This is a genomic window from Streptomyces sp. NPDC031100, assembly GCF_055570785.1.
Window position 1 is genome coordinate 198,375 of sequence record NZ_JBVIGN010000011.1, and the last position, 22,119, is coordinate 220,493.

The following is a 22,119-nucleotide window of genomic DNA, read 5'->3' on the forward strand; positions in this document are numbered from 1 at the left end:
ACTGAACCAACAGTTCGGAAAGTGGCTAAGGTGGATGCCATGGCACTGGGCAAGGACTACGCGACGCAGGAATGCTCGATCGCCCGCGCGCTGGAGATCGTCGGCGAGCGGTGGACGCTCCTCGTCGTCCGCGACGCGCTCTACGGCGTCCGGCGCTACAACGACTTCCTCGTCCACCTCGGCATCCCGCGCGCGGTCCTCTCCGCCCGGCTCAAGACGCTCACCGAGGAGGGGATCCTCGAAAAGCGCCGGTACCAGGAGTCGCCGCCGCGCGACGAGTACGTCGTCACCGAGCGCGGCATCGCGCTGTGGCCGGCGCTGCGGGCCCTCGGCCGGTGGGGGCGCGAGCACTTCCAGGAGGCCCAGCTGCGGTCCTTCCGGCACGCGGAGTGCGGCACGGAACTCGGGCCGCACGGCGAATGTCCCGCCTGCGGAACCTTCGTGCCCGTCGCGGACGTTGTCATCGTGCCGGGCCCGGGACTCGATCCCGACCCGGCGGATCCGGTCAGCAGGGCGCTGCTCAAGCCGAAGAGGCTGTTGGAGCCCCTGGAGTTCGATCAGGTATAAACGCAGGGAACAGAAGCGCAGGTCAGGGGGAGGGGAAGGCCGTGGTCCGCAGTCGTGTCGGCGCCGTGCGCCCCGTCGCCCTGCTGCTCGTCCTGGTGAGCGTGCTTCTGCTCCAGGCCGCGCTCCTCGACACCGGCAGCCTCTCCGCCACCGTCGCGCTCGCCGCGACCGCCGCCGCCGGGTCCGCGCTCGCCGTCTGCTCGCTCATGGCCGCCCGCAGCGCACCCGCCGTCCCACCCACCCGGGTCCGTACGGCGATACGCGACCGGGCCCGCCGTACGGCCTTCCTGCCCCAGCGCGACCCCGACGCCCCGGGGCGCCGCCGACCCCGGGCACCCGGACACGCCCTCGCGACGACCTGCGCGTAGGGCACCACCCCGTCACAGCCGACCCCCGCGCGGGTTCGTCATGCCGCCATGCCATCCCCGGCCATCACCGGTCATCCCGGCACGACGACACACCCCGTCACGGAGGGTCCACCCATGTCCGTTTTCGCCCGTCTGGTCGAGCAGCTCGCCGACCTGCTCCAGCCGCTCTTCCACGCCTCGGCGGCCGCCGCCGCGATCGTCCTGTTCACCGCGCTCGTACGACTGCTCGTGCATCCTCTGTCCCGGGCCGCCGCCCGCGGTCAGCGCGCCCGGGCCGAGCTCCAGCCGAGAATCGCCGAGCTGCGCAAGAAGCACGCCAAGGACCCCGAGCGGCTGCAGAAGGCGGTGCTGGAACTGCACGCCCAGGAGAAGGTCTCGCCGCTCTCCGGCTGTCTGCCCAGCCTGCTCCAGCTGCCCGCGTTCTTCCTCCTCTACCACCTCTTCTCCAGCTCCTCGATCGGCGGCGAGGCCAATGAGCTGCTCACGCACTCGCTGCTGGCCGCGCCGCTCGGCGGACGCTGGGCCGACGCCCTCGCCGGCGGCGGGGTCTTCGGGGCGGCCGGGCTCGTCTACCTGGGGCTCTTCGTCCTCGTCGCGGCCGTCGCCGCGTTCAACTACCGGCGCACCAAGCTGATGATGGCGAAGAACCCGGCCACGGTCGCGGCAGGCGCCGGGGGGCAGGTGCCGGGACTCGGGGCGGTCAACAAGGTCATGCCGTTCATGTCCTTCTTCACCCTCGTCACCGTGGCGGTGGTGCCGCTCGCGGCCGCACTGTACGTCGTCACCGGTACGACATGGAGCGCGGTGGAACGGGCAGCGCTCTACAGGTGAGCCCTGTGCCGGAGGGCCGCGGTTACGGTCCAGTACGTGAACAGGGTCTTGCGGACTGGACCAGCTGATTGGACGATCGACCAGTCCTCCGATGGCTGCACCCATCGGCCGGGCGCCCGCGATCGAGGGAGATTGTGACCATGAAGCTGCTGCGAGTCGGTACGGCCGGTGCGGAGCGACCCGCGCTGCTGGACGCCGAGGGGACCCTGCGGGACCTGTCGGGGATCGTGGACGACATCGACGGGGCGCTGCTCGCGGACGCCGGCGCGCTCGGCCGGGTACGGGCGGCGGCCGAGGCCGGCGAGCTGCCCGCGCTGGACGCGGCGGGCCTGCGGATCGGGCCCCCGCTCGGACGCATCGGCAAGGTCGTGTGCATCGGGCTCAACTACCACGACCACGCCCGCGAGACAGGGGCCGAGCCGCCCGCCGAGCCCGTGATCTTCTTCAAGGCCGCGGACACGGTCGTCGGCCCGAACGACACCGTGCTCGTGCCGCGCCGGTCCACCAAGACCGACTGGGAGGTGGAGCTGGCCGTCGTCATCGGGCGTACGGCCCGCTACCTGGAGTCGGCCGAGGAGGCGCTCGCGCACGTCGCCGGGTACGCCGTCGCGCACGACGTGTCCGAGCGGGAGTTCCAGATCGAGCGGGGCGGCACCTGGGACAAGGGGAAGAACTGCGAGACGTTCAACCCGCTGGGGCCGTGGCTGGTGACCGCCGACGAGATCGCCGACCCGCAGGATCTGCCGCTCAAGCTGTGGGTCAACGGGGAGCTGAAGCAGGACGGGACCACCGCCGACCAGATCTTCCCGGTGGGTGAAGTGGTCCGCTACGTCAGCCAGTTCATGACCCTGTACCCCGGTGACGTCATCAACACCGGGACACCGGCGGGGGTTGCCATGGGGCAGCCCGAGCCGAAGCCGTTCCTGCGGGCCGGGGACGTCGTGGAGCTGGAGATCGCCGGACTCGGACGTCAGCGCCAGGAGCTCAAGGACGCCTGAGGCACTGAGGCGCCGTGCTTGCCAAGTGACGCTTGCGGAGGCAAGCATGGCGCCGTTGCCGGCAGTGCCGAAGGGTGGGGGATGGCCGCGACGGGAGCTGAGCAGACCTCGACGACCGGTCGGAGAGGAGTCAGGCCGTTCCAGTGGGCGGCGGCTGCGCTGGTGGCACTCGCCGCGTGCGCGGCCGTCGTCCTGTTCTTCACCACCGACGTGTGCGACCAGCAGATGGCTGCGAACGGGCACGTCGTCAGGGTGTGCAGGCACCCGCAGATGACGGATCCTCCGATGGTCGTCCTCGGCCTCGTGATCCTGGTGCTCCTGGGTGTGTTCTTCTCCGAGATCTCCGGATTCGGCATCACGCTGAAGCGCCAGGTGGAGGAAGCCCGGAGTGCCGCGCAGGAGGCCATCCGCGAGACGCGGGAGGTCGAGGCGAGGCATCAGGAGACGGCGGAGGACCTGGCCGACGGGGTGAGGGAGGCGCTCAGCAGAGCGCAGCCGGGCGGCCAGGCCGCCGTACCGGCGCCGGCCGGCCCTGTCGACCGGCTCGCGGCACGCTACAACGAGATCCGGTGGACCATGTCCAGTGGGCAGGCCAGGACACAGGCGATGTCCGACGTGGCGGACGAGATGGTCGCTCTGCTGCGAGGCGCCCGGAATTTCGACGTCGAGAGCCATCTCCACAGCAGCGACCCCGGGTTGCGACTGACTGCTGCCGCATACGTGTACGCCAATCCGGACCCGGCGTGGGGACGCGCACTCGCCGAGGCGGCGGTGTCCGAGGACAAACCGTTCAACGAGTACTGGGCGCTCAAGGCACTGCGCGAGGTGTTCAGGGGGCACTGCGAGTTCCTGGACGAGGAGACGAGGGACCTGCTTCAACGCCGCATGAACCAGCTGCCCCCGGGTAACGACCGCGCCGGGCAGATCAGGAAGCTGCTGCGCGACTGCCCGGCGCGGCGCGGCGGTCAGACCGCGGTCTGAGCCACGCTTCTCAGGCCAGGAGAGAGGCCAGGCGGCGCCATGCCATGCGCGGCAGGGTGCCCCGTGCCCCGCCGTCGATCACCTGGATCGCCACGTGGTCCGCACCCGCCTCGTGGAACGCCTCGACGCGGGAGCGGATCCTCGTCTCGTCGCCCCAGGCGAAGAAGGTGTCGATCAGGCGGTCGCTGCCGCCGTCCTTGAAGTCGTCCTCGGTGAAGCCCAGGCGGAGCCAGGTGTTGGTGTAGTTGGGGAGGGTGAGATACAGGGCGAGGGTGTCGCGGGCCAGGGCACGGGCCTTGTCCGAGTCGGTCTCCAGGACGACCTTGAACTCCGGGGCCAGCAGCGCGCTGTCGCCGAGGATCTCGCGGGCCTCGGCCGTGTGCTCGGGGGTGACCAGGTACGGGATCGCGCCGGCCGTGCGGGTGCCGGCGAGCTCGAGGGTCTTCGGGCCGAGCGCGGCCAGCACGCGGCGGTGCGCGGGCACCCCGGCCGCGTCCAGGGCGTCGAGGTAGGTGACCAGGGCCGAGTACGGGCGGCGGTACTGGTCGTGGAGCTTGGCGTGGCTGATCCCGAGGCCCAGGACGAAGCGGCCGGGGTGGGCCGCCTCGACCTCGGCGAAGGCCGCGGCGCTCTCGGCGGCGTCGTACTGCCAGATGCTCTGGATGCTGGTGCCGACGGTGAGCGTCGACGTCGTCTCCAGGAGAGGGACGGCGTGCCGGGCGGCGCTGCTGCCGCCCAGCCAGACGGCGCCGTAGCCGAGGTGTTCCAGCTCGGCCGCGGCCTCGCCGATCTCGGCACGGCGGGCGGGGTCCTCGTCGCGCAGGCCGTGGCTCCAGATGCCGTACCGCCCGACGGACTCCTTCAGCAGGTTCGGGGTGTCGCTCATGGGTGTGGTTCCCTCCGGTCGGGTGCGCTGCCGTGACGGGTGTGACGTCAGTGCCAACCGGAGGGAGCCTCCGGGTAATCCCCGGTCAGCGTTCCAGGAACTGCTCCAGCGCCTCCACCACGAAGCGGTGGTCCTGCAGCTGGGGCAGACCGGAGACGGTCACCGTGCCGATGATGCCCACGTTCTCGACGTTGACCGGGAACGAACCGCCGTGTGCCGCGTAGGTGTCCGGGTCCAGTCGGGAGGACTCCTCGAACGTCGTGCCCTTGGCGCGGAAGCGGGCGCCGACCAGATAGGAGGAGGCGCCGTAGCGCTCCACCACCCGGCGCTTGCGGTCGATCCAGGCGTCGTTGTCGGGGGTGGAGCCGGGCAGCGCCGCATGGAAGAGCTGCTGGCCGGCGCGGTGGATGTCGATGGCCACCGGCGCCTGGCGCTCCCGGGCCAGCTCGACCAGGAGGGAGCCGAGGGCCCAGGCGTCGTCGTACGTGAACTGCCGGAAGACCAGGCGGCGTTCCTGTGCCTCCAGCTCCGCCACGCTCGGGGTGATCTCGGGGGCGAACTTCGGGGTGATCTGCGGGTGGTGCATCAGAGGGTCACCGTCACCTTGTCGCGGGCGGAGCGCCGGGCGGCCTCCAGTACGTCGAGTGCGGCGGCCGCCTCGAGGGCGGTCACCGGGTTGGGGCCGGCGCCGGTCAGGGCCGCCGCCACGGCCGCGTAGTAGGCCGGGTAGTCGCCGGGGAGGGTCGGTACGGGGCGGCCGCCGCCGGTCAGCGGGGACTCGCCGGAGCCGATACGGCCCCACAGGGACTCGGGTTCGGCTCCCCAGCGGGGGCCGGGGCGCAGGCCTTCCCTGAGGGCGGCCTCCTGCGGGTCCAGGCCGTACTTCACGTAGCCCGCCTGCGAGCCGAGCACCCGGAAGCGCGGGCCGAGCTGGGCCGTCGTGGCGGAGACGTAGAGGTGGGAGCGGACGCCGCCGGCGTGGGTGAGCGCGATGAACGTGTCGTCGTCGGTCTCGGCGCCGGGGCGGCGGAGGTCCGTCTCGGCGTACACCTCGGTGGCCGGGCCGAAGAGGACCAGGGCCTGGTCGACGACATGGCTGCCGAGGTCGTAGAGCAGACCTCCGATCTCTGCCGGGTCGCCGGACTCGCGCCAGCCGCCCTTGGGCTGGGGGCGCCAGCGCTCGAAGCGGGACTCGAAGCGCCAGACGTCGCCCAGTCGGCCCTCGGTGATCAGCCGGCTCAGGGTCAGGAAGTCGTTGTCCCACCGGCGGTTCTGGAACACCGAGAGCAGCAGGCCGCGCTCCTCGGCGAGGGCGGCCAGCTCGCGGGCCTCGGCTGCCGTACCCGCCACCGGCTTGTCCACGACCACCGGCAGGCCCGCCTTGAGGGCGGCGGTGGCGAGCGGTACGTGCGTCCTGTTCGGGGAGGCGATGACGATCAGGTCCAGCTCGTCGGCGCGGTCGAACAGCTCGTCGGGGGTGCGGGCGACGCGGACGTCCGGGAACTCGGCGCGGGCGTGCTCCTGCCGCTCGGCGTTCGAGGTGACCACCGTGTCCAGGGCGAGGCCCTCGGTCGCGGCGATCAGCGGGGCGTGGAAGACGGAGCCTGCGAGGCCGTAGCCGATCAGGCCGACGCGGAGGGGGGTACCAGTCATGCGTGCTACTTTCGCAACGCTGTTGCCAAAGTGCAAGCGGTGGGGAGAATGGGTGGCGTGAACAGGACGAAGAGCGGCGACGGGCCGGTGGGAGCGAATCTGCTCGCGGTGCGCAGCCACAACACCGCGCTGGTGCTGGATCTGCTGCGGTCGGCCGGGGCGGAGGGCATCAGCCGGCTGGAGCTGGCCGAGCGGACCGGGCTGACCCCGCAGGCCGTCAGCAAGATCACCGCGCGGCTGCGGGAGGAGGGGCTCGCGGCGGAGGCCGGGCGGCGGGCGTCCACCGGGGGCAAGCCGCGCACCGTGCTGCGGCTGGTGCCGGAGGCCGGGCACGCGGCGGGCGTGCACCTGGACCGGGACGAGCTGCGGGCCGTGCTGGTGGATCTCGACGGGACCGTGGTCGGCGAGCGGCGCGGGGTGGTCGGCCTGGGGGCCGGGGCGGAGGCGGTGCTGGGGGTGGTGGCCGGCGTGGTCGAGGGGCTGGTGGAGGGGGTCCTCGGGGGGCGGGAGCTTGCTGCTGTCGGGTCGCTGCTCGGTGTGGGGGTCGCTCTTCCCGGGCCGCTCGATCATGCGCGGGGGGTGCTGCATCGGGTGACCGGGTTTCCCGAGTGGGAGGGGTTTCCGCTGCGAGAAGCGCTGGCCGAGCGGCTGGGGGTGCCGGTCGTGGTCGACAAGGACACGAACGCCGCCGCGCTCGGACTGGCGGTCGGGAGCGAGGGCGGGTCCTTCGCGTATCTGCACCTCGGTACCGGGCTGGGTGCCGGGCTGGTGATCGGCGGGAGCGTGCACCGGGGGGTGCGGACCGGGGCGGGGGAGTTCGGCCACCAGGTCCTTCAGCTGGACGGGCCTGCGTGCGAGTGCGGGGACCGGGGGTGCGTGGAGGCGCTGTGCCTGGCGGCCGTGCGGCGGGGAGAGACGGCGGAGGCGGCGCGGGCGCTGGGAGTGGGGGCCGGGAATCTGGTGGCGTTGCTGGACATCGACCTGGTGCTGCTCGGAGGGCGGACGATCGCGGCGGCGCCGGAGGCGTTCGTCGGCGGTGTGGCGAAGGTGCTCGACGCCCGGGCCCGGCGCGAGGGGGCCCTCGGGGTGTCGGTACCGGTCCGGCTTGCTCCTGGCGGCGAACGGGCCGTGGCGGAAGGCGCCGCGCAACTCCTCCTGGCACCCCTGTTCGGCCGGGCGGACGGCTGACAGGCCCGGCCGGCGGGCCCCCCTTGGGAACGCTAGGCGTCCTTGTTGGCCTTGAGCTTCTGCCACACCGTGCTGAGCGCTTGCAGGTCGTCCTCGTCGAGGAGATCCGTGAAGACGGGGGCGAGGCAGGCGCGGCGGGTGGCGTCCGCCGCCTCGAAGAGCCGGTGGCCCTCGGGGGTGAGCGAGACCTCGACGGAACGGGCGTCGCGCGACGAGGGGGTACGGGTGACCAGACCGCGGCTCTGGAGGGCGTCGACGACGCGCGAGACCTGGCTGCGGCTGAGCATGGTGCTGTTGCCCAGGACCGAGGCCGGAACGGGGTCGGGGCTGGAGGCCAGCCAGAGCAGGACCTCGAACCAGGAGACCGGCAGGTCGTGCGCCTTGCTCAGGGCACGGTCCACGCGGTCCGTCAGGACGGTCCCGGCCCAGACCAGCCCGTAGAAGGCATGGTCGGCCACCGGCATCTCCGCCTGTGTGAGCTTCTTCTTCGGCATGTCCCGAGTCTAGCGGTTGCGTGTACACACACGCATGTGCATGATGGTGTGTGTACACGCACTCAAATGTGCGACATCCTCTCGCCACTCGCCACGAAAGGCTCCCCATGTCTTCCCGCTCCCCCAAGGTCGTCCTCATCACCGGTACCTCCTCCGGCATCGGCCTCGCCGCCGCCGTCTCCGCCGCGCGTGCCGGCTGGACCACGGTCGCCACGCTGCGTGACCCCAGCCGCTCGGACGCCCTGCGCAAGGCCGCCGCCGAGGCGGGCGTGCAGCTCGACGTCCGTCGGCTCGACGTCACCGACGAGGCCTCGATCACGGCCGCGATCGACGGCGTGCTCGCCGACTACGGGCGCCTGGACGCCGTCGTCAACAACGCGGGCGCCGGACACCTCGGCACCCTGGAGAACGAGTCCGTGGCCGAGGTCCGCAAGGTCATGGAGGTCAACTTCTTCGGCGTACTGAACGTCTCGAAGGCGGCCATGCCCCACCTGCGTGCCTCCGGTGGCCGTCTGATCACCGTCACCAGCGTCGGCGGTGTCATCGGACAGCCCTTCAACGAGGCCTACTGCGCGGCCAAGTTCGCCGTCGAGGGATACATGGAGAGCCTGGCCCCCGTGGCCGCGGCGCACGGCGTGGCCGTCTCCGTGATCGAGCCCGGCGCCGTGGCCACGGAGTTCGTCGCCAACGTCGGCGTCGACCTCGAAGGAGCCGTCGCCGACGCCGGGGTGTACGCGCCTCAGCTGAACGCCTACCTGAACCGCACGGTCGCGCAGTTCCTCGACGGTGCGCAGAGCGCCCAGGGGGCCGCCGACTCGGTGATCGAGGCGCTGACGGCGGACCGGCCTCCCTTCCGCCTCCAGACCTCCGACTGGGCCCGCGGCTTCGTGGGCACCAAGCTCACCGACCTGGACGGCTCCGCGGTCCTCGCCGTCACCAATGGCTGGGTCGCCTGAACAGGGAGCTGCATCGTCACCGAGCCATGAGTGTCACGGAACTGCTCGCATCCTGATCACGGGTCGGCTGACGGAACAGACCGCGTGCGCCGACAGCCAGCGTCCAGAGCAGGAGGGGGAATGCCGCAACCCGCTCCATTCCTCCCATGCCCAGTCCCAGGTAGTGGTGGGAAAAGAAAAGCCCCAAGGCCGTGAGCGCCGTTGTTCCCAGCAGGCCGGCGGCCCAACGCAGTGGACTCGGCACATCGTTCGACAGACCGCTTCCCGCAAGCAGAAGGCCGATGCTGCCCGTTCCCATGATGAGCAGGGCACCCAGGACGTGCTGGTTCTCGTGGACGTCCGCAGGCGCCAGCCCGGCGAGCACAAATCCCAGGCCGGCACCGGCCAGGAGAATCCGGGCCACAGCGGCAGTCGCGCCTCGGCGCCACATGGGACCGGTCAGGACAGCGCCGACAACGATGAGCATCCCCAAGGCGACGAACGAGACGTTCATAAGGCCGTGTTCGGGCGAACAGACATACCGTGGCTCAGGTTCCTGCTGCACAGCGCAGTGAGCATTACCCAAATCACTGATGTTGTTCCGCGCCCAACTGTACGGTCTCGCCCAGGCTGATTCCACGATCCCGTGGATCACAAAGAACTGCACCACACCCGCGATCCATGCGGAATATCCGATCCGAGCCCTCACCTGTCCACCTTCTGTCGCACGAATCTCGTACGAGCCAGCGGATCATGCGGCTCAAGCCTCAGGCACTCCGGTGAGCCCCCGAAACGGGGGTAGGGCAGACCCTACGAACGCGAGGCCGGCCGATTGTCTCTGGAACCTCACCCCCGCCGCCCCTTCGCCTCCTCGGCCTTCACGTCGGCCGCGTACCGATCCACGTACTCCTGGCCCGACAGCCGCAAGATCGCGTACATGATCTCGTCGGTGACGGCCCGCAGCACCGCCTCCTGGTGCTCCATCCCCGCACAGCGCGAGAAGTCCAGTGGTTCCCCGAAACGGATCGCGACCGGCCGGAGTCTCGGCAGGACACGTCCCGCAGGCCAGATCTCGAACGTCCCCACCATCGCGCACGGAATCACCGGAACCTGCGCAGCCAGCGCCATCATGGCCACCCCGACCTTGCCCTTGTACAGCCGGCCGTCGGGGGAACGCGTGCCCTCCGGGTAGATCGCGAGTACCTCTCCCTTCGCCAGCAGCCCCAGCCCCTCCTGGATCGCCGCCTGCCCCGCGGCCCTGCCTGACCTGTCCACCGAAATCTGCCCGGCACCGCGGAGGACCAGCGCGGTCAGCCGGCCCCTGAGACCCGGCGCTGTGAAGTACTCGGCCTTGGCCAGGAACGTGATGCGCCGTTTCAGAACCGCGGGCATCAGGAGGGGGTCCGCGAAGGACAGGTGATTCCCGGCAACGATCGCCGCGCCCTTGGCCGGAACGTGCTCGACCCCCTCGGCCCGCGGACGGAACAGCAGCCGCAGCAACGGCCCCAGAAGGACGTACTTGAGCACGTAATAGAACACGGGCGGCTCCCCACTGCCGAGTCGGCTCCCCGGTATGTCTGTGCCGGGCTGGCAGGTCAGATCCTCCCCGCCCCGGGCCGGCTGCACGGTCACCGGCGCGACGGTGTGCGTCCGGCCTACCGGGAGCGGGGCCTCCTGATCACCCGTTGGCAGTCCGCTGATCGAGCGGACTTGCCCCCGCCCCCGGAGTGGCACCCCGATCCCCCCGCCCCCACCAGGCATCTCATGTGCTTATGCGACTGTGCACGTCCCTGTCCCCCCTGTGCCTCGCCGCGGCCGCCGTTCTCGTCCCCCTGTCGTCCGGCGTCGCCCACGCGGACGCCGCTTCCTGTGCGGCGTCCGGCGCGCGTGCGTTTCCGCTGGCCACCCGGATCCACGGCGGGCCCGGCTCGTACGAGGCGGGCGGCGGCTACGGCACCTGGTACATCGATCTCACCAACGGCACCCGCCGGACCTGTACCCGCATCCACCCGGTCGTCGTCCTCGCCGACGACAAGCGCGCGCTGAAGCCGTCCCAGCCCAAGCTGGACTTCTACGACGGCTCCCGTGCCCGGCCCGTCACCTTCGAGAGCACCGACGAGCAGGAGCTGGTCGGCGTGCTGGACGCGGAGGGGTTCGACGGGTTCACCGTGGCGCCCGGCAAGACCGTGACGGTCAAGGTCAGGCTCTCGCTCACCTCCGACGCCGCCCCCGACCAGGTCACCGCCAACGCGGCCGTCGTCCAGCGCCGGGGCGGGGACGGGGACTGGGTCGGGGAGTCCAACGACTACCGCTTCGGGATCGGGGAGTACCCGGAAGACGGGGACGGCGGGGCGGGGGTGAAGGACCCCGGGGGCACGGAGGCGAGCCCGGCCGGTACTCCGCAGGCCACCCCGAGCAGTGCCGCCCCGGACGGCGACAGCTCTCTCTACCTGGCCGAGGAGGCCGAGGAAGCGGGAGAGCGGGCCCGGGAACTCGCCCGGACCGGCCTCGGGCTCGCCCACGGGCTCGTCGCGGCCACCCTCACGCTCCTCGCCGTCGGCGCGGGCGCGTTCCTGCTGGCCCGCCGACGCCGCTGAGGCGCGAGCGCCGTCGTACGACACGGGCCGGCCCGGGGGTCGACCAGAGGCCGGCCAGAGGTATGCCCCGCGCCGCCGACCCGCAGGCCGCCGTACGGCGAACCACCCCCCGTCTGCGACGATCCCTGCGTGGACTACCCGAACGACCAGGCACCCGGCGCCCCCGTCCGCTCCGGCATTCCCGAGCACGGGCGCATCCCCAAGTACTACGCGGTCAAGGCACGCATCGCCGGACTGCTCGACGAGCTGGGGGAGGGCAGCCTCATCCCCACCGAGCGCGATCTCGCCGAGCGGTACGACGTCGCCCGCGAGACCGTGCGGCAGGCCGTACGGGAACTGGTGCTGGAGGGGCGGCTCAGACGCCGGGGCCGCGGGACCGTCGTCGCCGGGCCCAAACTGGCCCAGCCGCTGTCCCTCGCGAGCTACACCGAGGGCGTGCGCAGACAGGGCCGTACGCCCGGTCGTACGCTCGTCACCCTCGACCGCTTCCCGTGCCCGGAGCCCCTCGCCGCCGAGGCCGGGCTCACCCGGGGCGAACCCGTCTGGCATCTGGAGCGCGTGCTGCTCGCCGACGACGAGCGGGTCGGTCTGGAGAGCACCTACGTCGCCGTCGACCGGGTGCCGCGTCTCGACCTCGACTTCGATCCCGACTCCTCCTTCTACGCCTATCTGAAGGCCCAGGGCATCACCTTCGGCGACGCCGACGAGCGCATCGAGACCGTGCTGGCCACCCCCCGCGAGGCCCTGCTCATCGGTACCCCGCCCGCCCTGCCGATGCTGCTGATCCACCGGGTGTCCCGGGACACGGAGGGGCGGCCGCTGGAGCGCGTGCGCACCCTGTACCGCGGCGACCGGTTCTCCTTCACCGCCCACCTCAAGGGCTGATACGGCCCACTTCAAGGGATCAAAACGGCCTGAAACCATCCATCGGCACCCTCCTTGAATATCACGAGAAGATAACGGGTCTAGCCCAAACGTGATGGGTCGTTCACGCTCTCGTTGTCAGCCGGACCTTTCCGGTTCCCCGTGCGCGAGGAGCGTTGCCGTCGTGAGAGTGACAGTCGTCGGAGCAGGCGTGGTGGGCACCATGCACGCCCTGCATGCAGTGGAACGCGGCCACCAGGTCGTCCAGATCGAGCGTGAGACTCAGGCGCGCGGCGCCTCGCTGCGCAACTTCGGGCAGATCTGGGTGAGCGGGCGCGCCGGTGGAGAAGAGCTGGAGACCGCGCTGCGGGCGCGGGAGTTGTGGGAGGAGATCGGCGGGCGCGTGCCCGGGCTCGGCTTCCGGGCCAACGGGTCGCTGACCCCGGTGCGCGGGGACCTCGAACTCGCCGTCGCCGAGGCCGCCGTGGCCCGCCCCGACGCCGCCGCCCGCGGCTACAAGCTGCTGACCCCTGGCGAGGCACGCGCCCTGAACCCCGCCCTGCGCGGCGAGTTCACCGCGGCCCTCTACTGCGAGCGCGACGCCGCCGTCGAGCCGCGCACCGCCCAGCTCGCCCTGCGCGAAGAACTGCTGAAGTCCCCGGACTACACCTTCCTGCCGGGCCGCGAGGTCCGCGAGGTGGTCGGTGCCGGGGCCGTCCGCGACGACCACGGCGACGTCCACCACGCGGACGCCGTCGTGCTGTGCACCGGCGCCTGGCTCGGCGGACTGGTACGGGAACTCGCCGGGCCCGAGCTGCCCGTGCGCCGGGTCCGCCTCCAGATGATGCAGACCGACCCGCTGGGCGAGAAACTCACCACCTCGGTCGCGGACGCCGACAGCTTCCGGTACTACCCGGCCTACGCCTCCCCGGCCCTGGACGCACTCAACGCCGGCCAGCCGCAGCCCGAGACCGCCGCCGAGCACAAGATGCAACTGCTCATGGTGCAGCGCGCCGACGGCGGCCTGACCATCGGCGACACCCACGAGTACGAGCACCCCTTCGCCTTCGACACCCTCGAGGACCCCTACGACCACCTCACCGAGGTCGTCGAGTCCCTCCTCGGCCGGCCGCTGCCGAAGATCCGCCGCCGCTGGGCCGGCGTGTACGCGCAGTGCACCGACACCAGCCGGGTCGTGCACCGGCAGCAGGTGAGCGACGGAGTGTGGCTGGTCACCGGGCCCGGCGGGCGCGGCATGACCTGCTCGCCCGCGATCGCCGAAACCACCGCGAACGAACTGGGCTGGTGAGTCAGTTGACGACCGATATCCGCGACATCCGTCTCGTCGTCCTCGACATGGCCGGCACCACCGTCGCCGACGGCGGCCTGGTCGAGCGCGCCTTCGCGGCCGCCGCCGCCGAACTGGGCGTCGAGCCCGGCTCGGCCGACCACGCAGAGAAGCTGGACTACGTCCGCGCCACCATGGGCGAGTCCAAGATCTCCGTCTTCCGGCACCTGTTCGGCGCCGAGGACCTCGCCCAGCGCGCCAACACCGCCTTCGAGAAGGCGTACGGCGACCTGGTCGACGCGGGCCTCATCGCCCCGGTCCTCGGAGCCCGCGAGGCCATCGAGGAACTCGCCGGCAGCGGCCGTACCGTCGTCCTGACCACCGGCTTCGCCCGCGTCACCCAGGACGCCATCCTCGCCGCCCTCGGCTGGCAGGACCTCGTCCCGCTCACCCTCTGCCCGGCCGATGCCGGCGGGCGCGGGCGGCCCTTCCCGGACATGGTCCTGGAGGCCTTCGTGCGGACCAAGGCCGCCGAAGACGTCCGGCAGGTCGCCGTCGCCGGCGACACGTCGTACGACGTGCTCAGCGGCGTACGGGCCGGAGCGGGCCTCGTCGTCGGCGTCCGCACCGGCGCCCACGGCGACGACGCGTTCCGCGCGGCCGGTGCCACCCACGTCCTCGACTCCGTCGCCGGCCTGCCCGCGCTGCTCACGGGAGCCCGGTGAGATGGGTATCCGCTTCGACTCCGTCACGGTCGCCTACGACGGCAACGTCGTTCTCGACTCGCTCGACCTGACCGTCGAGCCCGGCGAGGTGATGGCGCTCCTCGGGCCGTCCGGCTCCGGCAAGACCACCGCACTGCGGGCGGTCGCCGGGTTCGTACGGCCCGCCTCCGGGCGCGTGTTCCTCGGCGACCGGGACGTGACGGACCTGCCGCCCCACCGGCGCGGCATCGGCATGGTCGTCCAGAGTTACGCCCTCTTCCCGCACCTGCGGGTGGACGCCAATGTGGCCTTTGGTCTGAAGGCCCGCAAGGCCCCCAAGGGCGAGATACGGGGACGGGTCGCCGAGGCGCTGGAGATGACCGGCATGGCCGCCTACGCCCGCCGCTACCCGCGGGAGCTGTCCGGCGGACAGCAGCAGCGCGTCGCCATCGCCCGCGCGCTCGCCATCCGCCCGGACGTGCTGCTCCTGGACGAGCCGCTGTCCGCGCTGGACGCCCAGCTGCGGTCCGGGATGCTCGCCGAACTCGCCCGGCTGCACCGGGAGTTGCCGGACGTCTCGATGCTGTACGTCACCCACGACCAGGTCGAGGCGCTGACCCTGGCCGACCGGATCGCGGTGATGGACAAGGCGAGGCTGCGCGCATGCGGGACGCCGAGGGAGCTGTACCGGGCGCCCACCGACGCGTTCACGGCGTCTTTCGTGGGCGGCGCGAATCTGGTGCCGGTGACCGTGGGCGCCGGGGGTGTCGCCTTCGCGGGCACGGAGCTGAAGGTCGACACGGGGGATGTGGTCGCGGGGGCGCGGGCCACGCTGTGTGTACGGCCGCACCTGGTCGGGCTGGGACAGGGTCCCAACCAACTCGCCGGCGTCGTACGGGAGATCCAGTGGCGGGGAGCCACGCACCGGCTGTACGTGGAGGTCGACGGGCACACGGTCACGGCCGACCTGCGTGAGCTGAGGGATCCGCCGGCGTACGGGGACCAGGTGACCCTGCACTTCGCGTCCGAGGACGCGGTGCTGCTGCCCGCCGGAGTCACCCATGAGTAGGCGCCTGTTGTGGGCCCTGCCCCCGGTGGCCCTCCTCGCCCTCTTCTTCCTCTACCCCCTCGCCCTCGTCGTCCAGCAGTCCTTCCAGCCCGACAGCGGCGGGACCTCGCTCCAGCCGTACGCCGACGTCTTCGCCTCCGAAGCGTTCCGGCACGCGCTGTGGACCACCGTGTGGCTGGCACTGGCTTCCACGGCCGGGTGCCTGGTCCTCGGCTTCCTGCTGGCGCTGGTCATCGCGTTCGTGCCGTTTCCCGGGGCGAAGGCGGTGGCGCGGTTCATCGATGTGTACCTGTCCTTCCCGTCCTTCCTCATCACGCTGGCGCTGCTGTTCATCTACGGCACCACCGGCATCATCGGTTCCTTCCAGTTCCTCACCACACCCTGGGGAGTGCTGCTGGCCGAAGTCACGTACTTCACGCCGTTCGTGATGCGGCCGCTGCTCGCCGCCTTCTCCCAGCTCGACACCGCGTCGCTGGAGGCGGCCAGTTCGCTCGGTGCCCGCGCGCCCCGCATCGTCCGGCAGGTGATCCTGCCGGAGGCGCTGCCCGCGCTCGCCGCCGGCGGGAGCCTCGTCCTGGTGCTGTGCCTCAACGAGTTCGGCATCGTGCTCTTCACCGGCGCGAAAGGGGTCACCACCCTTCCGATGCTCGTCTACAGCAAGGCGATCCTCGAGTCCGACTATCCGGGCGCGTGCGTCGTCGCCGTCGTCAACGTCCTGATCTCCGTGGGGCTGTACGGCCTCTACCGGGTGGTGAGCCGTCGTGCTGGTGCATAGCCGTAAGGCCAAGTGGGCCGTGTGGGCGGTGTTCCTCCTCCTCTTCCTGCCCCTGTTCGCCCTGCCCCTCCTCGTCGTCCTCGGCGCCTCCTTCGCCACCCACTGGTCCGGCGTCCTGCCCTCGGGCCTGACCACCGCCCACTACCGCACCGCCACCCGCGGCGAGGCCCTGCAGGCGCTGACCACCAGCCTGGTCACGGCCGTCACGGCGAGCCTGCTCGCGCTGGCCGCCGGCACCTGGGCCGCGCTGGCCGGGGCGGCCCTGAACAAGCGCCACCGCCGGGTCCTCGACGCGCTGTTCGTGCTGCCGGTCGCCGTGCCGTCCGTGGTGGTCGGACTGTCGGTCCTGGTGGCCTTCTCCAAGCCGCCGATGCTGCTCAACGGCACCCGGTGGATCGTGATCCTCGCCCAGACCGTGCTGGTGACCGCCTTCGCCCACCAGTCCGTGTCGGCGGCGATCACCCGCCTCGACCCGGCGTACGAGCAGGCCGCCGCCTCTCTCGGCGCCCGGCCCGCGTACGTCCTGTGGCGGGTGCGGCTGCCGCTCCTGCTGCCCTCGCTCACCGCCGCCGCCGGCCTCTGCTTCGCCCTGTCCATGGGCGAGCTGAGCGCCACGATGATGCTCTATCCGCCCGACTGGACCCCGCTTCCCGTCCTGATCTACGCGGCCACCGACCGCGGCGCCCTGTTCACGGGTTCCGCCGTCGCGGTGGTCCTGATGGCCGCGACCCTGCTCGCCCTGTTCGCCGTCTCCCGGATCCGCACCAGAGCCTCCTACCGCTGACCGCTCCGAACCTCCCAAAACGCCTTTCCCCGCAAGGAGTTCATCCCGCCATGCCCAGAAACACCCTCAAGCTCGCCATAGCCGTCTCCCTCGTGGCCACCCCGCTGCTGTCCGCCTGCGGCGGCTCCTCCGCCGCCTCCGACGAGAAGGTCGTCACCGTCTACAGCGCCGACGGACTCAAGGGCGAGAACAACGACGGCTGGTACGACAAGGTCTTCGCCGACTTCACGAAGCAGACCGGCATCAAGGTCAAGTACGTCGAGGGCGGCTCCGGCGAGATGGTGCAGCGCGCCGTCCGCGAGAAGAACAACCCGCAGGCCGACGTGCTGGTCACCCTCCCGCCGTTCATCCAGCAGGCCGGCAGCAAGGGCCTGCTGCAGAAGTACGAGCCGAAGGACGCCGTGATGGTCAGCGGCGGCGACAAGTCCTCCGACGGCACCTGGACCTCCGTCGTCAACAACTACTTCGGCTTCGTCTACAACAAGAAGGAGCTGAAGCAGGCGCCGAAGACCTGGGAGGAGCTGCTGGACGCCAAGTACAAGAACAAGCTCCAGTACTCCACCCCGGGCGTCGCCGGTGACGGCACCGCCGTCCTGATCAAGGCGGTCAACGACTTCGGCGGCAAGGACCAGGCCCTCGCCTACCTGAAGAAGCTCCAGGCCAACAACGTCGGCCCGTCCGCCTCCACCGGCAAGCTCGCCCCGAAGGTCGACAAGGGCGAACTGCTGGTCGCCAACGGCGACGTGCAGATGAACTACGCCCAGTCCAAGGACATGCCGAACCTCGGCATCTGGTTCCCGGCGAAGCAGGGCGGCAAGCCCACCACGTTCGCCCTGCCCTACGCGGCCGGCCTGGTCAGCAAGGCCCCGCACGGCGAGAACGGCAAGAAGCTCCTCGACTTCATGCTCGCCCAGAAGCAGCAGCAGGAGGTCAGCGAGATCGGCGGCGGCTTCAGCGCCCGCTCGGACGTCAAGGCCGTCGATGCCAACGCCATCGCGCTCGCCAAGCTGATGGACGGCGTGGACATCTTCACGCCGGACTGGAACGACATCGACCACAACCTCGCGTCGTACGTCGAGGACTGGAAGTCCGCCACCGGCAGCTGAGCCCTCCGGGGGTTCAGCCGCCCGACTCCGTCCCGCCGTACGTGTTCACCTCCGCCGTCGTGGCTGGTCGCGCCCACGCGGCGGAGCCGCATATCGACACAGCCCCGCGCCCCTGAGGGAGTCGCCCGGCCCGTCGGCTGTTCCGCACCGCCCCTGGAACCACCGGGGGCGGTGTCATGACCACCGCCCTGCACGTCCACCCTCTCCTCCGGAGGACTCCGTGCCCAGCCTGTCCCGCCGTACCTTCCTCGTCTCCGCCGCCGCGGTCGCCGCCACCGCCGGCCCGCTCACCGCACTCGCCCGAGCCGCCGCCACGACCCCCAAGGTCCTGGTGATCGGCCTGGACGGCGCCCTGCTGACCCGCATCAAGGACGCCGACGCCCCGAACCTCGACGCCCTGATGGCCGCCGGTCTCACCGCGCCCAGCAGCATCTACGCCAACCCGCTCGCGCCCACCATGTCCGGCCCCGGCTGGTCGACCATCATCACCGGCGTCTGGCCCGACAAGCACAACGTCAAGGACAACACCTTCACCGGCGCCAAGTTCGCGCAGTACCCGGACTTCCTCACCCGCGTCGAGACGGCGAAGCCCTCCCTGTCCACGTACGCCGTCTCCTCCTGGGCGCCGATCACCGACACGGTCTTCTCGTCCAAGGTCGACACCCGGGTCTCCACCCCGAGTGCCGAGTACGACACCGGCACCACCTCCCGCGCGGTCGCCCAGCTGCGGGACGGCAACCCGGACGCGGTCTTCGTCCAGCTCGACAACATCGACCACGCCGGCCACAGCTACGGCGCCGCCTCCCAGCAGTACCTGGACGCCATCCACGGCGCCGACGCCCAGGTCGGGCAGATGGTGGCCGCCGTCCGGTCCCGGGCGACCTACGCCACCGAGGACTGGCTGATCATGGTCACCGCCGACCACGGTCACACCGACGCCGGCGGCCACGGCGGCTCCACCCTGCAGGAGCGCCAGACCTTCCTGATCGCCACCGGGCCCACCCTGGCGGCCGGTTCGGTCCGCTACGACGTGAAGATGCCGGACGTCGCCGCCTCCGCGCTCGCCCACCTGGGCATCGCGATCGACCCCGCCTGGGGCCTGGACGGCCGCCCGGTCCAGCAGCCCGCCCCCGACGACTTCGACGCCCTGCGCGGCCAGTTGCAGTCCCGCGTGGACGAGACCGGCATCCCGGCGAGCATCCTCGGCTTCACCCACACCCCGCCCGCCGGCTGGTCGGTCGACAACTCCGCGATGGGCACCGGCGGGGTCACCGAGTGGCGCGGCTGGTCCTTCACCACCGACGAGTTCTGGACCCAGGCCCAGCGCGACCAGAACCGCGAGTGCAACGTCCGCGCCCGGAACGTCTTCGCGGTCGCCGACGGCGACGAGTGGAACGACAAGGCCCTCACCGGCACCTTCGACTCCACCCTCGTCAGCCCCGCCTACCCGGTCACCGGCGGCCGCACCGCCACCCTCGGCTACATCACCTACTACCGGCAGGAGTCCCCGCAGAAGGGCGAGGTCCTCGTCTCCTACGACGGCGCCGCCCCCGTCTCCGTCCGCACCTACACCGCCGACGTCCCCTCCCGCACGGAGACCGTCACGCTCCAGGTCCCGGCGGGTGCCACCTCGGTCCGCGTCCGCTTCCGTTACACCGGCGGGAACAACTGGTACTGGGTGATCGACGGAGTACGGATCACCCAGTCCTGACCAGGGTCAGGATCAGTCGTTCTGATTAGGCTGGGGGGCGTCGGTACGCCGTGGTTCCGGCGCCCCCGCTTCTTGGTCCGTACGCACGCAGGAGACCCAAGCACATGGCAGACCGCAAGCCCATCGAGTCGTGGCTCACCGACATGGACGGCGTCCTGATCCACGAGGGGGTTCCGATCCCCGGCGCCGACGCCTTCCTGAAGAAGCTGCGCGAGTCCGGGCGGCCCTTCCTGGTGCTCACCAACAACTCCATCTATACCGCCCGTGACCTGCACGCCCGGCTGCGCCGGATGGGCCTGGACGTGCCGGTGGAGAACATCTGGACCTCCGCCCTGGCCACCGCCCAGTTCCTGGACGACCAGCGGCCCGGCGGCAGCGCCTACGTCATCGGCGAGGCGGGCCTGACCACCGCACTGCACGACATCGGCTACATCCTCACCGACCACGACCCCGACTTCGTGATCCTCGGCGAGACCCGCACCTACTCCTTCGAGGCCCTGACCAAGGCCGTACGCCTGATCAACAACGGTGCCCGGTTCATCGCCACCAACCCCGACAACGTCGGCCCCTCCACCGAGGGCGACCTGCCCGCCACCGGCTCGGTCGCCGCGCTGATCACCGCCGCGACCGGCAAGCAGCCGTACTTCGTCGGCAAGCCCAACCCGCTGATGATGCGGGCCGGACTCAACGCGATCGGCGCCCACTCCGAGACCTCCGCGATGATCGGCGACCGCATGGACACCGACGTCCTCGCGGGCCTGGAGGCAGGGATGCGCACCTTCCTGGTGCTGACCGGCGTCACCCAGCCCGAGGACGTCGACCGCCACCCCTTCCGCCCCTCCCAGGTCGTCGATTCCATCGCGGACCTCGTCGACCTCGTCTGAGCAGGCACTTCAAACCCTGCGCGCGCCCCGTACCACCCGAACGGAGCAATCGCGCGCCTCCCGAGGATGCGGAGGCGCGCCGTACGGGGGAGCCTCCCAGTATCTGGAGGTTCACGATGGGCTCACTACGCCTCACTCTTTGTACAGGACTCCTGGCCGTCGCCGCCCTCACCCCGGCGGCGCACGCGGCCGACGACGGCCACGGAGTCGCCGTGACCCCGGCCTCCCCGGTCCCCGGCGGCGATGTCTCGCTGCGGGTCAGCGGCTGCACCGGAGCGCAGGGCACCGCCGCCTCGTCCGCCTTCGTCTCCGACGCACGGCTGACGGGTGGCCAGGGCACGCTGACCGGCGAGACCCGCATCCGCTCCGCGCTGGAACCGGGCGCCTACACCGTGCGGATCAGCTGCTCCGACTCCGTCATGACCGGCACGGTCACCGTCGTGGACAAGTCCTCCGGCCCGGCCGGGCAGCCGTACGGCGCGTCCGCCTCGCCCGTCGCCCCGGTCCACGCCGGTGGCGGCGGCACCGCGCACTTCGCCACGGTGGCCACCGACGAGTCCGGCCCCGACACCGCCCAGGCGGTGACCGGCCTGACCCTCGCCGGGGTCGCCGCGGCCGCCGTCGGGCTGCTCAAAGCCCGCCGGAGCCCCGGCACGGACTAAAGGCGCGCCGCCGCCATGTCCGACGACGGGCGCAGCTCCGGCACCGGGCGCCTGGTCACCGTCCTGGCCTGGGCGGTCCTGCTGGCCGGGCTGTGGCTGTGGGGCCGCAGCGTGACCGGCGTACCGCAGAGCCCGGCCGGGCCCGGCACGGGCGACGTGGCCGGGCTCGGCACCGCGACGGCCCCGCTGCCGCCCCCGGCCAAGCCGCTCGGCGCCGCGGCCCCGCAGCGCATCGACATCCCCGAACTGGGCGTGCAGGCCCCCGTGATGGCCCGGGGTCTGGACAACCGGGGCGCCGTCGATCCGCCGCCGCTCAACCGGCCCGGGGTGGTCGGCTGGTACGCCTCCGGGACCGCGCCCGGCGCGGCCGGGGCCGCGCTGATGGTCGGCCACGTCGACACCGAGACCCGGCCCGCCGTCTTCTACAAGCTCAGCACCCTCAAGCCCGGCGAGACGGTCCGCGTGTTCCGCGCGGACGGCCGGATCGCCCGCTTCACCATCGACGACATCCGCGTTTTGGCCCGCGACGACTTCGACGCCCAGCAGGCCTACGGCCCCCGCAAGCCGGGCCGCGCCGAACTCCGCCTCATCACCTGCGGCGGCACCTTCGACCGGACGAGCCGCAGTTACACGGCGAACGTGGTGGTCTCGGCCTACCTCACCGGCACCGGACCCTAGAACTTGCGCGACCCAGTGACCGCCCGCGCGACCTCGTGTCCGGCACGGGCGGTATGCCACGATTGGCACCCGGAACAATGCGCCCAGGGGGGAATC

At 71.5% G+C, this 22,119-nt stretch carries 25 protein-coding genes; 19 read left to right on the forward strand and 6 right to left on the reverse strand.

Annotated elements, in window-relative coordinates; all coding sequences use genetic code 11:
• The first annotated feature begins 39 nt into the window (after positions 1-39).
• The 5 genes from ACZ5DS_RS29295 to ACZ5DS_RS29315 all read left to right on the forward strand — a co-directional run bounded on the left by ACZ5DS_RS29295 (position 40) and on the right by ACZ5DS_RS29315 (position 3,745).
• The gene (locus ACZ5DS_RS29295) at positions 40-567 is read left to right on the forward strand and encodes a winged helix-turn-helix transcriptional regulator (protein ID WP_468244263.1); all 528 of its coding nucleotides are present in this window, start codon (positions 40-42) and stop codon (positions 565-567) included.
• A gap of 41 nt (positions 568-608) precedes the next feature.
• Positions 609-935: a DUF6412 domain-containing protein gene (locus tag ACZ5DS_RS29300; RefSeq protein ID WP_468244265.1), complete on the forward strand. Its 327-nt coding sequence runs from the start codon at positions 609-611 to the stop codon at positions 933-935.
• A gap of 114 nt (positions 936-1,049) precedes the next feature.
• Complete coding sequence (locus ACZ5DS_RS29305; RefSeq protein ID WP_468244268.1) at positions 1,050-1,766, forward strand: YidC/Oxa1 family membrane protein insertase; 717 nt, start codon at positions 1,050-1,052, stop codon at positions 1,764-1,766.
• 140 nt (positions 1,767-1,906) lie between these two features.
• Positions 1,907-2,764, forward strand: a complete 858-nt coding sequence (locus tag ACZ5DS_RS29310) for a fumarylacetoacetate hydrolase family protein (RefSeq protein WP_468244271.1) — start codon at positions 1,907-1,909, stop codon at positions 2,762-2,764.
• Positions 2,765-2,845: 81 nt separating this feature from the next.
• On the forward strand, positions 2,846-3,745 hold the full coding sequence (locus ACZ5DS_RS29315; protein ID WP_468244273.1) for a hypothetical protein: 900 nt from the start codon (positions 2,846-2,848) through the stop codon (positions 3,743-3,745).
• Positions 3,746-3,755: 10 nt separating this feature from the next.
• Here the strand turns inward: ACZ5DS_RS29315 and ACZ5DS_RS29320 are convergent, their stop codons facing one another.
• The 3 genes from ACZ5DS_RS29320 to ACZ5DS_RS29330 all read right to left on the reverse strand — a co-directional run bounded on the left by ACZ5DS_RS29320 (position 3,756) and on the right by ACZ5DS_RS29330 (position 6,284).
• The gene (locus ACZ5DS_RS29320; RefSeq protein WP_468244276.1) at positions 3,756-4,631 is read right to left on the reverse strand and encodes an LLM class F420-dependent oxidoreductase; all 876 of its coding nucleotides are present in this window, start codon (positions 4,629-4,631) and stop codon (positions 3,756-3,758) included.
• A gap of 85 nt (positions 4,632-4,716) precedes the next feature.
• A complete protein-coding gene (locus ACZ5DS_RS29325) occupies positions 4,717-5,217 on the reverse strand; it encodes a heme-degrading domain-containing protein (RefSeq protein ID WP_468244279.1) in 501 nt (166 codons plus the stop codon).
• Positions 5,217-6,284 carry a Gfo/Idh/MocA family protein gene (locus ACZ5DS_RS29330; RefSeq protein ID WP_468244281.1) on the reverse strand — a complete coding sequence of 356 codons (1,068 nt, stop codon included), beginning with the start codon at positions 6,282-6,284 and terminating at the stop codon, positions 5,217-5,219. The genes ACZ5DS_RS29325 and ACZ5DS_RS29330 overlap by 1 nt, the downstream gene beginning before the upstream one ends.
• Positions 6,285-6,332: 48 nt before the next feature.
• On the opposite strand from ACZ5DS_RS29330, the gene ACZ5DS_RS29335 reads away from it, so the two are divergent.
• Complete coding sequence (locus ACZ5DS_RS29335; RefSeq protein WP_468244284.1) at positions 6,333-7,472, forward strand: ROK family transcriptional regulator; 1,140 nt, start codon at positions 6,333-6,335, stop codon at positions 7,470-7,472.
• 32 nt (positions 7,473-7,504) lie between these two features.
• Here the strand turns inward: ACZ5DS_RS29335 and ACZ5DS_RS29340 are convergent, their stop codons facing one another.
• Positions 7,505-7,966 (reverse strand): MarR family winged helix-turn-helix transcriptional regulator, encoded by a 462-nt coding sequence (locus tag ACZ5DS_RS29340; protein ID WP_468244286.1) that lies wholly within the window; start codon positions 7,964-7,966, stop codon positions 7,505-7,507.
• A 107-nt stretch (positions 7,967-8,073) separates the two neighbouring features.
• Between ACZ5DS_RS29340 and ACZ5DS_RS29345 the strand changes: the two genes are divergently transcribed.
• The gene (locus ACZ5DS_RS29345; protein WP_468244289.1) at positions 8,074-8,922 is read left to right on the forward strand and encodes an SDR family oxidoreductase; all 849 of its coding nucleotides are present in this window, start codon (positions 8,074-8,076) and stop codon (positions 8,920-8,922) included.
• Positions 8,923-8,938: 16 nt separating this feature from the next.
• Here ACZ5DS_RS29345 and ACZ5DS_RS29350 read toward each other — a convergent pair whose 3' ends face one another.
• Together ACZ5DS_RS29350 and ACZ5DS_RS29355 are read right to left on the reverse strand one after the other, a co-directional pair.
• On the reverse strand, positions 8,939-9,571 hold the full coding sequence (locus tag ACZ5DS_RS29350; RefSeq protein ID WP_468244292.1) for a DUF998 domain-containing protein: 633 nt from the start codon (positions 9,569-9,571) through the stop codon (positions 8,939-8,941).
• 176 nt (positions 9,572-9,747) lie between these two features.
• Positions 9,748-10,440 (reverse strand): lysophospholipid acyltransferase family protein, encoded by a 693-nt coding sequence (locus tag ACZ5DS_RS29355; RefSeq protein ID WP_468244622.1) that lies wholly within the window; start codon positions 10,438-10,440, stop codon positions 9,748-9,750.
• Positions 10,441-10,667: 227 nt separating this feature from the next.
• Here ACZ5DS_RS29355 and ACZ5DS_RS29360 point away from each other — a divergent pair, with 227 nt between their 5' ends.
• From ACZ5DS_RS29360 to ACZ5DS_RS29415, 12 genes are all read left to right on the forward strand, one after another.
• Positions 10,668-11,498 (forward strand): hypothetical protein, encoded by an 831-nt coding sequence (locus ACZ5DS_RS29360; RefSeq protein ID WP_468244295.1) that lies wholly within the window; start codon positions 10,668-10,670, stop codon positions 11,496-11,498.
• Between the two features lie 129 nt (positions 11,499-11,627).
• Positions 11,628-12,383 (forward strand): GntR family transcriptional regulator, encoded by a 756-nt coding sequence (locus ACZ5DS_RS29365; protein WP_468244298.1) that lies wholly within the window; start codon positions 11,628-11,630, stop codon positions 12,381-12,383.
• Positions 12,384-12,546: 163 nt separating this feature from the next.
• Complete coding sequence (locus ACZ5DS_RS29370; protein WP_468244301.1) at positions 12,547-13,671, forward strand: TIGR03364 family FAD-dependent oxidoreductase; 1,125 nt, start codon at positions 12,547-12,549, stop codon at positions 13,669-13,671.
• Positions 13,668-14,375 carry an HAD family hydrolase gene (locus ACZ5DS_RS29375; RefSeq protein WP_468244304.1) on the forward strand — a complete coding sequence of 236 codons (708 nt, stop codon included), beginning with the start codon at positions 13,668-13,670 and terminating at the stop codon, positions 14,373-14,375. Before ACZ5DS_RS29370 ends, ACZ5DS_RS29375 begins: the two co-directional genes overlap by 4 nt.
• Position 14,376: 1 nt before the next feature.
• A complete protein-coding gene (locus tag ACZ5DS_RS29380; RefSeq protein WP_468244307.1) occupies positions 14,377-15,423 on the forward strand; it encodes an ABC transporter ATP-binding protein in 1,047 nt (348 codons plus the stop codon).
• Positions 15,416-16,198 (forward strand): 2-aminoethylphosphonate ABC transporter permease subunit, encoded by a 783-nt coding sequence (locus ACZ5DS_RS29385; protein ID WP_468244310.1) that lies wholly within the window; start codon positions 15,416-15,418, stop codon positions 16,196-16,198. The genes ACZ5DS_RS29380 and ACZ5DS_RS29385 overlap by 8 nt, the downstream gene beginning before the upstream one ends.
• A complete protein-coding gene (locus ACZ5DS_RS29390) occupies positions 16,185-16,982 on the forward strand; it encodes an ABC transporter permease (protein ID WP_468244312.1) in 798 nt (265 codons plus the stop codon). Before ACZ5DS_RS29385 ends, ACZ5DS_RS29390 begins: the two co-directional genes overlap by 14 nt.
• Positions 16,983-17,032: 50 nt before the next feature.
• A complete protein-coding gene (locus tag ACZ5DS_RS29395; RefSeq protein WP_468244315.1) occupies positions 17,033-18,088 on the forward strand; it encodes a 2-aminoethylphosphonate ABC transporter substrate-binding protein in 1,056 nt (351 codons plus the stop codon).
• A gap of 220 nt (positions 18,089-18,308) precedes the next feature.
• On the forward strand, positions 18,309-19,799 hold the full coding sequence (locus ACZ5DS_RS29400; RefSeq protein ID WP_468244318.1) for an alkaline phosphatase family protein: 1,491 nt from the start codon (positions 18,309-18,311) through the stop codon (positions 19,797-19,799).
• Positions 19,800-19,903: 104 nt separating this feature from the next.
• Positions 19,904-20,683 (forward strand): HAD-IIA family hydrolase, encoded by a 780-nt coding sequence (locus ACZ5DS_RS29405; protein ID WP_468244321.1) that lies wholly within the window; start codon positions 19,904-19,906, stop codon positions 20,681-20,683.
• Between the two features lie 116 nt (positions 20,684-20,799).
• Positions 20,800-21,345 (forward strand): hypothetical protein, encoded by a 546-nt coding sequence (locus ACZ5DS_RS29410; protein ID WP_468244324.1) that lies wholly within the window; start codon positions 20,800-20,802, stop codon positions 21,343-21,345.
• A gap of 15 nt (positions 21,346-21,360) precedes the next feature.
• Entirely contained in the window at positions 21,361-22,023 is a 663-nt protein-coding gene (locus ACZ5DS_RS29415; RefSeq protein WP_468244327.1) for a class F sortase, read from the forward strand.
• The last annotated feature ends 96 nt before the right edge of the window (positions 22,024-22,119 follow it).